Consider the following 11,713-nt stretch of genomic DNA (forward strand, 5'->3'; position numbering starts at 1 on the left):
ACGGGAGAAAAGACGCCGCAAGCCAAACCAGTACCCGGGGGGAAGTCACGGCCGACAGCGAATCCCACGGCGAGTCCCAACCCGACCGTCATTATCCCGTACGCTACTCTTCGGGCGGTGTCTTGCCCGAGTACCACTGCGACCGTCGGCTTACCGATTGAGGAATCGTAGGTGTAATCTTGGGCATCGTCGATCGTCTTTACCCCCGAGAGAAGGACGAGAAACACGAGTCCAAATGCAAGTGATTCGAGTGGCACTATCCCACTCTGCACATATGACGCGCTCACGATCGTTAGAGCGATACCAAGCGGGTATCCCATGGTCGCTCCGATTGGATGCATATCCAATTGGGGTGCATGCAGGTAGCCAATCACCCATGTCGGCAGCGTGAGCAGTGCCGCCCCCGGTCCAGCGAGAGCCCAGAGACCGATGAGCGCGGCGATGAACGCAAGTGCCGCCCCAGCGAGTGCAATCCGACATCCGGTGACAGTCAGGGGGTGATCGTCGTCCTCGTTTCGGACGTGAAAATCCACGTACCCGTCTTTCACGTGGGCCGTATAGACTGCACAGAAGATGGCGCCCATGTGGACGGCCCCGACGAAGAGTGAGAATTCACCAGCGAGGATACTCCCGAACCACGACGCGGCAAGTGGCGGCAGCATGAATACGGGATGAATCTGTGAGAGGAAAGCGCGAAAAACAGCCATAGGCCCGGAGCCGTGCCGCGCAATCGCGTTGTTTCGTGTGAACATCGTGGAGGTTCTCTTTCGTGGGTTGATTGGAGCTGTTCACCCGGTCTTTGGGAGACTATTCGTCAGTGTGACATATACTGTTTGGGGCACAGTCTATAGTAGCGTTTGCAACTGGTGACACAGCCGATCGCACGACACCGGTCCATCGAGCGATTGATGTGGTCGTTGGAAGCTATAGTATTGTGTGAATTGTAGAAAACACTTGCGGACAATTCCGAGACTTCTAGCCCACGAACTGTGGAAGCGGTCAATTCGAATTTTGAGGGAGTGAAACCACCCTCGATGAGGTTTCGTTCGACGTAGTCGAGCCGACTGCTCAATCCTAATCGGGTGATTGCAGTCAGATAACCGTAATTATCGACGAGGAACACAGCCTCTGAGAGGTCGTGTTTCTAGGTAAGCCGATAGAGAAACACAGTAGCTGGACCGGTCCCTACCGTCCAAATGATTCGACATCGAGAATCAACTTTGTCTCGATGTATATTGTATTGTATAGTCAATACTATTCACCACTGATCTTGATAGTAGTTTCGTCGACCGCAATCCGCTTCGGCGTTGCCTCAGGTAGGTTGTGTCAGCTGTCATCCAGCCGATGTACTCTGTTCCAAACCACTTGATGAGTCCGTTGAACGTCGAGAAATAGAAGAATCTCTTTTTTCTCTAAAGAACAACTGGTCGCGTGGAGCTGGACGGCGACCGCCCTGACGGGCGTCCTCAGAACGCAAAGCGTTCTGATGGGCTGCCCGCAGGACCAGCGGTTCTGTGAGATGCGAACGAGACGCGACGCGTCAACGAACGGCGTCAGCCGTGACGTCCACTCGCGAATCAGCGGCCCCCGAGGAGACAATGAACGACCGGTGAAAAGAGTAGTAGTGGAATGCCAGTGGGATTCGTGGCGTTATTGCCATGGCAGGCAGCGCCATCGAACAGTGCCCCGTATTGATACATGAACACAACTATCAAAGGGGTAGTTAAATAGGAAACAATTGTCTAAGGGGAAAGTTGTGGTGTTCTCTGAATAAACCAAATTCTCCGGTGTGGTACTCCTCAGCACTGCGAATATAATGATAATAATTAGCATGGGGTTCAATGACATTCTGTGGCGTATCCGTACCGCCAACGCACCGAGAGTCGGTGCGATGTGCCTCCAGAGACAGGAAACCCGCGGCGCAACGAACAGCGCCTTTTTCATATCTCTGGTACAGAACATCTAGACCCCGGAGAACGTCCCTTCAGTCACTTCCGAGCCAAAGCTCGCCCGGCTACGGCGGTGTCTGAAAGCAAATCCGAAAGACTGTCAGCCAGTGTACGCTCGGTGTTATCAATAAGAAGTAGATGGAAACGAACACTCCGGTCCACAGGTTCCGTTTTCGTCTGGGAACGCTTACTCTTCGTATCGTATTCGGCATCGGTTTGGTTTCTGCTATATGAACTATCCACGGCTCCGCTAGTTTGAAAACCTGCAACTAAGTAGAGAGTGTATGTTGCGACAGTTCGTCGAGGATTTTTTCACCGTCGTAACCACGCTTGTCGTCATCTCGCTCGTGGTCGGCCAACTCCTCGGCCAGCCCGTCCTCTTGGGATACGTCACGTCTGGGAGTATGTCACCGACACTGAATACGGGTGACGCGTTCGTCGCCATTCCCGAACCGTTGTCGGGCGAGATAGAACCGGGCGACATCATTGTTTTCAACGCTATCGAACTGCATGGAGGGGGACTGACGACACACCGAGTCGTCGAAGAGACCGAAACGGGCTATATCACGAAAGGAGACAACAACCCGTTTCGGGACCAGAGTAGCGACGAACCGGTGGTAACTGATGACAGAATTGTCGCGACAGCGCTCCAATTGAACGGTGGTGTAGTCCGAATTCCGGGGCTCGGAACCGCCATCACCACCGTTCGAGACACTGTGTCGGGCGGACAAACGGCTTTGACGACAGCACTCGGCGTCGATGCACCGTTCGGGACGCAAGGGTTAAGCGGCTTGTTTATCTCCGTCGGACTCGTGTTGTTCCTGTTCATTTTTATAGATGATTTACGGGAAGGACAGACCCGTGGCCGAGACCGAGAGCGTTCACGAACGGACAGTGAGGCTATCGACGGTCGGTGGGTTGCGCTCGGGTTGGCGTTTCTCGTACTCGTCCCAGCGAACGCCGCGATGTTGGCACCGAGCGGAACTCATCAAGTAGTTGTCGACGGGGATGATGTGTCCGGAGACATCGAACCCGGCGACCAGGTCGAAAACGGATTCACTGCCAAGAACAGTGGTCTCGTAACGATGCTCATTTTCCTCGAAACGACACATCCTGACGCGGAAATGAGTCGCAGCAAACTGGTCGTGCCGCACGGTGAATCGGTGACAGCGACGCTGTTAGTGTCGGCTCCACCGCCGGGTGAACAGACCGCCGTGACGGTTACCGAGCGGCGCTACTTTTTACTCCTTCCTCAGGGGGTCATCGAGCAGTTACACTTGATACATCCGCTCGTGGCGATTGGCGTATTCAACGTGCTGATACTGTTGAGTGTCTCTGCGATGGTCGGCGCAGTGTTCGGGTTCGGCTCGAATCGAATCCGAGATACAGCCCGTGACATTCCACTCAAGCGTCGGTTAAAGCGTCTATTCAAGTAGAGTAAACAGCTCGGGTTCGGGCAGAAAAAGGACGATATCCCTCACCAGTCGACGTCGTCCTCGTCGTAGAGGTCCCGGACTTGTTCCGGCGTCAGTTCGCGGTCGTAGATACGGGCGTCATCCAACCAGCCGGTGAACCCATAGTCGAGTTCGCCGCTCGGGTCAACCCCGTTTCCAATGCGTAACGGCTGGTTGGACGGTTCTGCGTTGGGAACACTAGGGACATCGTGGAGTTCCGTATCAACGTACACGCGATCTCGCTCCGCGCTGTGAGTCCATGTCAGTAGTTGCCATTCACACGGTGTAACCGAAACACCGGTGAGAACGTTCTTCTCCGTCGTCTCGATTACAATCTCGTGGTGTTGGTCGCTGAATGGCTTCTCCGCGATAAAGAACTGATAGCTGTCGTCACCAACCGAGTTCCACTTGCTAAAGAGCCTCGAAAGAGTACTTGTATGTACCCCTGGTTGATACTTCACCCAAACTGAAAGCGTAAACTCGGACGTCAGGTCTAACGCAGTGTCATCCTGAATTGTCAATACGTCGCAGCCGTGCCCGAAGTACAGTGCCCAGTCTTTGGCCCAGGGGTCGATTAGCCGAGACGATGGCCACGAACGGCGACTTCGTGTCGCACTGTGGTTGCTCCACTCGTCGGCGAGTGTAGTCCTACTCGGCTTCTCGTCGAACTTCCACCAGGCGACTTTCGGATCCTCGCAGACGACCGTGAACTCACGAGTCAACTCGACCTGTTGGTCGTTGCCGCCGGCGGTGATGGTGAGGTCGATAGTGGTCGCCTCCTCTCGCGGGCACGACAGCGTTGCCTCGATATCACCTTGTTCGCCGGGATTGAGCTGCCTCGGCGTCTCCACATCGAGGATCGGTGCGTCTATTGGAACGTCGACGCGGAACCATGTGAGTGGTTCGTCGAACCGATTTGTGAGTGTCGTGAGCGTCACACTGTCGCCGTCACTGCCTTCGATGCGTGTTCCGTCGACCCCGAGAAGTGCGCTCGAATCGTCGGTGGTTCCGAGGGTGCTTGTTCGGTCGGCGTCAACCGTCGTGAAGCCAGCGCTATCGACGGCAAGCATCCCCGCACCGGTAGCGAGGAACGCGAGTGCACTCCGGCGAGTCCACTTCCCGGTCATTCTCTAACTTCCGGAGGCCTGTCGGCTTCTCCCAACCGCATACTTCGGTTCTGGTAGACGTGATACGCTGCAGAGCCTAGGAAGAGGAGCGAGATGAGAGTGGCCCACGCAAGTTTCGGAATCCACTCGGGGAACACACCGACCCAAACGGCAGCAACGAGTGCCAACGCGACCGCCGAAAGCCCGAGGTAGTACTCGGCCCATGGAATCGAATTGCCCGGGACGACATCCAGATAAACATCGAGGTCTGTCGCCTGCTCTGTCAGTGTAATCGTACCGTTATCGTGGGTAATGACGCCTGCGCGTTCCAGCGCCGGGAGGTGAGTCTGCTGCATTGAGGTGTACACGCGGTGTCGCTCTGTAGACGTGACTTCGTGGACGACTTTTCCGTTTTCCCACGCCGCGACCTGTTCTGCGAGGTTCGAGAGTTCAGTTGGTCCGTCGTTCTGCTTTATTGCGTGGAGAGCGTACCGACGGCGGTGGTTACTCAAGAGACCGTAAACGTCGTCACGGGAAACGAGACTCTCGTCTGTGTCTGCCCTTCCCAACTGTACCATAGACATAATTTCAGATTCCTTGGTAATACGCTTTCTCGTTACGTTCGGCTTTCATGTTACTCTGATATCAGACAGGTGTCACTAAGGGAAACGACACCCCGGTTGACCACGATATCGACGCGGACCCCTTCCGTCGGACGGTTGAAAACTGCCCGCCCGGACGAATAACCCATGTACTCTACGGACGGTCCGGATTAGACTTCGCTGATACGAATAGTCAGCGTCTCGCTCTCCGTGCCGCTCTGGCCAGTTTCAAGCGTTGCACCAAACTCAGACGTTGTATCCGCTGCGACTTCCTCGCTGTGTGGGTTTTGGCCCCCAATCTCTGTGAGGAACGTGTTGCCAGATTCGAGTTCGACGCTGAACTTCTTGCCGTTTCCGTTACCGTCGCCGTTGTTCACCAGCGTAAAGAAGCCGCTGGGGTAGGTGTACGTGCTGTTCGGCAGCAGACGCTCGTCGGTACCGCCCTGTTTGTACCCGAAGACGACGGTCACGTCGTTGGCAATGAGACTCACGTAGTTCTCGTCGATATCCGCAGTTCCGTTCGCATCGAGCGTGTCATTGCTGGTGGGGAACAACGTCGTGGGGTCGGTGACCAGGTCATCGTTACTGTCGCGCAGGGCGACTTCGTCAGCGGAAGCGTCCACGAGCACGTCCGTGAATTGGTCGGCAATCTCCGACCCGTCGTCGTCGCCGTTGTCGTCGACGCCAACGACGTTAACTTCGACTTCGCGCGTTGCCTCGACGGTGCTGAATGCACCCGAGCCGAACGCCGCGCCAGTTCCGATACCAATCGTTCCGATAAGCCCCAGTACACTTCTGCGGTTCATCTTCATACTCATCCATTGACGGGTACCAACTTACTAATGACCTGCGTTAGACGGCCTAAACTGGAGGTTAAACGGTCTAACGCTGTTCAGTAATAAGACCCTGTACGAGAGACATCGAGGAAGATGAAGCGAAGAAGTCTCCTACTCAGTATCGGTGCCGCCAGCGTTGGAACGGGGGCAGTGTTCGGCTCCGGTGCGTTCACCTCTATCGAAGCGGACCGGAACGTCAACCTCAACGTCACCAACGACAGCGGGTCGGCACAGGTAAGCTTCGACCAAGGAAGTGGCGTTGGCGCGGACGCAATCGTCGGGACAGACAACAGCGAGTCCGCCGAGGTGATCAAGTTCGCAGAGACGAACCTCAACGAACGTGCGAAGACGACGTTCACGGACGCGCTCGAAATCGACAACAATGGTGGCACCAAGGTAGATTTGTACGTCGACGACAGTACCGAGGGTATCGGTGACGACCCGAGTAACGGCGAAGTTCTTGATTTCCGGGTCGACGGGTCTTCTATCGTCGGTGACGGTACGTCGGGGAACGCCATCGAACTCGGAGCCGACGGGAGCACCTCCGGCGGTGAGAACACGGATGTCATAGAAGTGGACATCGTGGTCGATTTACTGGATGACAATGTCGACGGAAGCAGTCTCAAGGATATCGATTCCGTGACGTTCGTTGTGGAAGCGAAGCGTAACTGAAACGAAAAGCAACTGAAAACGAAGCGTACCTGAAATCACAACGCGCTGCAGGCGCGAACTAAAACGTTAGAACGAACACAGAGTTCGCGAACGCAGTACGGAACCCGCAAACACACCGTACAGGCTTCGAACGGACCCCAAGGAAACCACAGATTCGGGACGCCTGAAACAAGCGTGCCCCCCACAGCAGAATAATCACAAGTATGAACCGGACGCTCGTCGCCGTCGTCGCACTCGCCGCTCTCATCAGCGGCACAGTCATAGCGACAGGAGCCTTCACAACTGGGGACGAAATCGCGCCAGCGGACGACTCAGAGGTGTATCTCTCCGCAGCGGACACGGAAAACGGTCATCGCTACGTCGAGTACGACGACAACGGGCAGATACGACTCCACCTCTCACCCGTCCTTCCGAACAGTCGGACGCGAGTGAACGATTTATTTGTCGTCGGGTTTGCTGGCTACGAGAACAGCAATAACAGCACAACAGTTCGACTCGGGAGCGACAGCGAGCGAATAACGATTCACCGTATGGATACCGGCGAGCGCATCAACGGGGAACCCATACTGCTACAACCGAACGAGTCCGTGCTGTTCGGTGTAACCGTCAGCCCTGAAGACCGTGACTTCACAAGCGAAGTCACCGTCGAAGCGACCGTTCCTGAACGGGAATCCAATCCCGATGAAGACACGGACGAGGATACTGACAGTGATGACGATGACGACGACGATGATACCACGGACAGGAACGATGACGATACCTCCTCGGGAGATGGAGATACATCCGGACAGTCAGACGGTGGAGATACGACCGGTAAAACTACGACCGACACCAGTCCTCCGGATTCGGGCGATGGGAGTACTACCGACGAACAACCGCCGACGGCCACGGACGACACCGAACAGCCGGTCGAACCTAGTGGATTTATCTTCGGCTTCACCCCCGTGTTCGGTGTCGCGTGGGTGTGGTGGTTCGCACTCGGCGGGGTCGCTGCAATACTCGCGAATTACCTCGTACAGACACGGCACCACGGGGTGCTCCCTATCTTCCAGATGGAAGAGTCTGCACGCCGCCGCCGTCTGAAAGATGTCCTCCGCGGTGAGAGTGTGGTCGGTCTGGGTGTGGTTGTCCTCTCGATACTGGTGGCGCTCTCTCTGTCGAGTGCCGGAATCACTGGAGTGCCACAGCTGATTGGCACGCTCCTCTGTTCCGTCCTCGCCGGAAGCGCAACGGGCTACAGACGCTTGCCAGATATTCGCGTCACCAAACGCACAGCAGACGGTGACCCCCTCGATCCGGACCACGAGCCCTGACACCGCTGGCTGGTGATTACGCGGAGAGGAACGGGTTTCGCTCGGTGCTGTATCCATCGTCCTGAGCCGGTTGCGGTCTGTCGTCTAAGTACCTCGATGATCTGAGTCGAGAGCGCGACATCTGATTCTGAGATAGGAGTGTGACGTCTGAACCTGAGACGAGAACTAACGTCTAGATTTGAGACGAGAACTAACGAGAACTGTTTCGGGCGTGCGGAGATTGTTGTTTCCCGTGGTAACCCGACCCTGTTCAGCACAAAGCGTCGTCAGGACCCATCGGAGTCGTCAGTTCGGCCTTCGTCGCGGTTCCAGAAGAACTCGCCGTTGGTCTCCGGTTCCGGCGGGCGTCGGTACCGGAACAGTCGGTCACCGGTAAACACGACGAACTCATCGCCGCCTCGCTGTTCGATGACGCGGTTGTCCGTGTCGATAGCTACGTCGACCAACCCCTCAAGCGAATCGACCGTGACGGACCAGACGTCGTCTCCGACCTGATCGATTTGTCCGGTCGTAATCCAGTCATTGAACTCCTCGCGGGTCGACTGGTACGCCAACCATCGCTGTTCACGGTTACTCAGTGAGAGTTGACCGGTAGACCGAGCAAAGACGAGGAATCCCGCTCCAACCGTGCCGAACAAGAACAACAACGGACTACCGGCCTGCCGAAGGAGGCCGTAGTCGGGGTCGACAGCTACGTCTACGGTTCGCTCATCACCGTGGGTTATTCGGTCCGTGTCTTCGACGCGATAGCTATTCTGGCTTGGATCAATCGGGAGGAGATACGTACGAGTAGTGTCTACGTGTTGGCCGTTCCGCGTTCCCGAAAGGTCGACCCGCGCAACGACCGTCATGTCGAGTTGACCGGGAGTCCCACCGTGTTCTCGGTCGATACGCCGAACGGTTTCGGCTGCATCGCTGATATTCAGCGAGAAGGGAATTGTCATCGACTCGTCAGGAGATAAGGATTCGTCGCGCCCGTGGGCTAATGTCTGCTTGACCTGCCAATAGACGAGTTCGTCGGGCGAACCGGCGGACTCAACCGAGCGATAACGCACGAGAACCGTCGTGTCTACGGCAAGATTACTCTCGTTGCTGACGCCGTACGTGTAGGTGAATGAGCCGCTCAGTAACGGAGCGACATGAGTCAAATAGACCGAGCGGTCTTGGAGAACGGTCCCTTCGGCAAACGCCGACGTTCCATTGCGTACCGTAGCATTGTGAGAAAATGAACCGCTTGACTGCCACGAGGAGAGCTGTCGGGTCGCTGTATCCGTTCCCGGTTCGACGTGCGTGGTGTACGTCAAGTAGCCGCCAAGTGCGGCGATAACTAAGAGACAAACGAGAATCAGGCCGTAATTATCAACGATTGTCTTCGTTGTTTCACGTTGCCAATTACTCATTGAATATGATACGACTATGTAGGTAAATAAGGCTTGATACAGCCGATAGCGTATACGTCCGTATTCAGGCGTGAGGAGTCGATTAGTGGAGTAAACAAAACTAACATATGTGGGGAAACCGCCGTGCGTCACCTGGGGTGGCACAGTTCCGCATCGCTCAACTCGAATATCAGTAGTGATACCATCGACAGAAACATTATACGATTCGGGTTGTTATATATAATAAGAGCGTGCGCGTCGATACAGACAAGACGAGAGGGAGGCCGTCGTTAGTGCGACTGTTCAAAGAGCGCACGCACCCAAAAGACATTGCACTTATTCTCACGTTCCCCGTGATACTGACACTTGTTCACCAACTGCCGTTGGAACTCCGTGAGTCTCTCGTGTTCGACTACACCGATCCGACGCTGCTGACCGCGTTCACGTCGTCGTTCGTCCACTTAGAGACCGGTCACCTGTTCACGAACGTATTCTTATACTTTCTCGTCGTACCTGTCTTGTACATACTCGGTGTCGTAAGCGGAAGTCGACGGCAGTTCCACGTGTTCGTGATAACAGTATTAGTTGCATTTCCTCCAGTACTATCGTACATGAACCTTGCAATCACTCGGTCGTCGGTCACATTTGGTTCATCGGGTATTGTGATGGCCTTCGCGGGGTGTCTGCCGCTCGCGTTAGCCGACTATTTTGAAAGTGAGTTCGGGATAGGGCCAGTAGACACGTTCGCACCGATGATGTTCATCACTAGCGTCGGACTCATTTCAGTTCTGAGTGTGCAGTCCGTCATTCCAGAGAACTCCACGGTGTTAGTCGGGACCGCTGGGCTGATACTCGTCGTACTGCTCACTATCCTGCTCTATGTTATTTCAGCATACAAACAAGAAAATGACGTTCGTTCGAAACTCCGTTCCAGTGCCGAGGCAACCGGCTATTTCGAATTGATTATCGTCACCGGGTTTTTGTTCGTCACGATTCTGCTCGTTGCATTTCCGGTTGACCCCACAACAGAGGGTGGTATCTTAAATCTCTACGAACACTTTGTCGGCTATTCGTTGGGGTTCATTGCATCATTCACAACGATCGAGTTAACGAGACGAATCGAGCGAAGAGACGTGTTCTCGTAAGTCGTCAATCCGGTTGCTGAACTTCTCGGAGGATGAGCCGTCCACGTGAACGAGCAGTCAGACTCGTATCGACCCGGCCAACCCGTGGCGAGAGACAGCTATTCGAGCAGATATGCTCCGGTTCAGAGATACCCACGAAATGCGGCGAGCGATATCGACGGACACGACTGGAGTCGTCTTGTGTCAGTGAACACTGACAGTCTCTCGTGTTAAATAATTCAATTAAATGATGGATGTGTCGGTTTCAGTTCGTACGAGCCCGAATCTCTCGCTCATCAGTAAGGTCACAGTATGGTCCCTCCACTCCGTACTGTCCTACTCGGTGAGCGCTTCGAACGAAACCCCGACTTGCTCACCGCAGTCGTGCTCTTCGGTGGCACGTTCGCTGCCTACGCGATTGGCCTGTTTACTGTTGCGGGGTCGTCTTCCTCCCGATGAACGCGACGTATGCGAAACTCGTCGCCGCCATCGGCTACCTCACCAGACTTGGCTCCGCCCACGTCCGTGGAGTACACGCATAAACCAATCTGCCTCCTAAACAAGGTGTTAATTCCCAAACGTATCCCTGTGTCCAAGTAAATGACGTATAAAACGATAGTATATCGATTACCAGCCACTGTGGGTAGCACCGCTGCTCTCGTCAACCGAGAGATACACAATTTCGTACCGACAGTGTGGTTCGCCGTCGAAATTCCAGACCCTCGGGTCTGTTCTCACCGCCTTTTCTCAACACACTATTCGGGGTCGAATTGAGGGATGCCGTTAACATCCCTGGAAATAGCCGATTGTCGGCAAGATTACCTGAACCATGAACGAACCTGTTTCGAAAGTCGAAGCTGTAAATGGCATGGAATTTCGCTAGGGGCAGCTAGTAAATTAAAGTCACATTTACAACTGTATAGGTGTAAATTTAGAATATCAGGAATGTGAGTGTCAATCACTGACGAGATTGGCCGAATACCGAGCTAACCGAGCGTTCGACAACTCAGCCCCGTTCGTCTCAGCAGTATCTGACTCAGAGGGATGAACCCTTCCGTGACATCAAGACAAAGCTTAAGTATTGTGGGAACTAAAATGTATAGCCACGTCCATCCATTAAATGGCAATTCTCTCCATATCTGCTCTTGCTACTCGTTGTGTTTGGTATCTCGCTACTCGTGGCGGTAATGGCATGGCACAACCGCGACCTCCCGTGCGGGCCCCCGCGTACCGGCCTCGATCCCGCAACTGCATGGGGGTCCCTTTCCTACGCGACCG

Annotated in this window: 10 protein-coding genes and 1 pseudogene; 5 read left to right on the top strand and 6 right to left on the bottom strand. The window is 54.9% G+C overall.

Annotation, left to right across the window (positions count from 1 at the left end; genetic code table 11):
• Both QT222_RS14805 and QT222_RS14810 read right to left on the bottom strand, forming a co-directional pair.
• The coding region (locus QT222_RS14805) for a UbiA family prenyltransferase (protein ID WP_491477609.1) at positions 1–662 on the bottom strand (662 nt) is incomplete at its 3' end.
• A gap of 183 nt (positions 663–845) precedes the next feature.
• A pseudogene (locus QT222_RS14810) lies at positions 846–1,521 on the bottom strand (transposase domain-containing protein).
• Positions 1,522–2,233: 712 nt separating this feature from the next.
• On the opposite strand from QT222_RS14810, the gene QT222_RS14815 reads away from it, so the two are divergent.
• The gene (locus tag QT222_RS14815; RefSeq protein WP_491477610.1) at positions 2,234–3,385 is read left to right on the top strand and encodes a signal peptidase I; all 1,152 of its coding nucleotides are present in this window, start codon (positions 2,234–2,236) and stop codon (positions 3,383–3,385) included.
• 41 nt (positions 3,386–3,426) lie between these two features.
• On the opposite strand, the gene tafC is transcribed toward QT222_RS14815, so the two are convergent.
• From tafC to tafA, 3 genes are all read right to left on the bottom strand, one after another.
• A complete protein-coding gene (gene tafC, locus QT222_RS14820) occupies positions 3,427–4,530 on the bottom strand; it encodes a TafC family fimbrial protein (RefSeq protein ID WP_491477611.1) in 1,104 nt (367 codons plus the stop codon).
• Positions 4,527–5,087 carry a DUF7344 domain-containing protein gene (locus QT222_RS14825; protein ID WP_004061030.1) on the bottom strand — a complete coding sequence of 187 codons (561 nt, stop codon included), beginning with the start codon at positions 5,085–5,087 and terminating at the stop codon, positions 4,527–4,529. Before QT222_RS14825 ends, tafC begins: the two co-directional genes overlap by 4 nt.
• Positions 5,088–5,281: 194 nt before the next feature.
• On the bottom strand, positions 5,282–5,917 hold the full coding sequence (tafA, locus tag QT222_RS14830) for a fimbrial protein TafA (protein WP_231512979.1): 636 nt from the start codon (positions 5,915–5,917) through the stop codon (positions 5,282–5,284).
• 123 nt (positions 5,918–6,040) lie between these two features.
• Here tafA and tafE point away from each other — a divergent pair, with 123 nt between their 5' ends.
• Positions 6,041–6,619: a TafE family fimbrial adapter protein gene (tafE, locus tag QT222_RS14835; RefSeq protein ID WP_491477612.1), complete on the top strand. Its 579-nt coding sequence runs from the start codon at positions 6,041–6,043 to the stop codon at positions 6,617–6,619.
• Positions 6,620–6,822: 203 nt separating this feature from the next.
• The gene (locus tag QT222_RS14840) at positions 6,823–7,932 is read left to right on the top strand and encodes a hypothetical protein (protein ID WP_004061027.1); all 1,110 of its coding nucleotides are present in this window, start codon (positions 6,823–6,825) and stop codon (positions 7,930–7,932) included.
• A 266-nt stretch (positions 7,933–8,198) separates the two neighbouring features.
• Here the strand turns inward: QT222_RS14840 and QT222_RS14845 are convergent, their stop codons facing one another.
• On the bottom strand, positions 8,199–9,332 hold the full coding sequence (locus QT222_RS14845; RefSeq protein WP_491477613.1) for a DUF5305 domain-containing protein: 1,134 nt from the start codon (positions 9,330–9,332) through the stop codon (positions 8,199–8,201).
• A 383-nt stretch (positions 9,333–9,715) separates the two neighbouring features.
• Here QT222_RS14845 and QT222_RS14850 point away from each other — a divergent pair, with 383 nt between their 5' ends.
• Both QT222_RS14850 and QT222_RS14855 read left to right on the top strand, forming a co-directional pair.
• Complete coding sequence (locus QT222_RS14850) at positions 9,716–10,456, top strand: hypothetical protein (protein ID WP_491477614.1); 741 nt, start codon at positions 9,716–9,718, stop codon at positions 10,454–10,456.
• Between the two features lie 291 nt (positions 10,457–10,747).
• Positions 10,748–10,894 (top strand): hypothetical protein, encoded by a 147-nt coding sequence (locus QT222_RS14855; protein ID WP_155844702.1) that lies wholly within the window; start codon positions 10,748–10,750, stop codon positions 10,892–10,894.
• Positions 10,895–11,713: the final 819 nt, after the last annotated feature.

This window comes from Haloferax sp. s1, assembly GCF_058382125.1.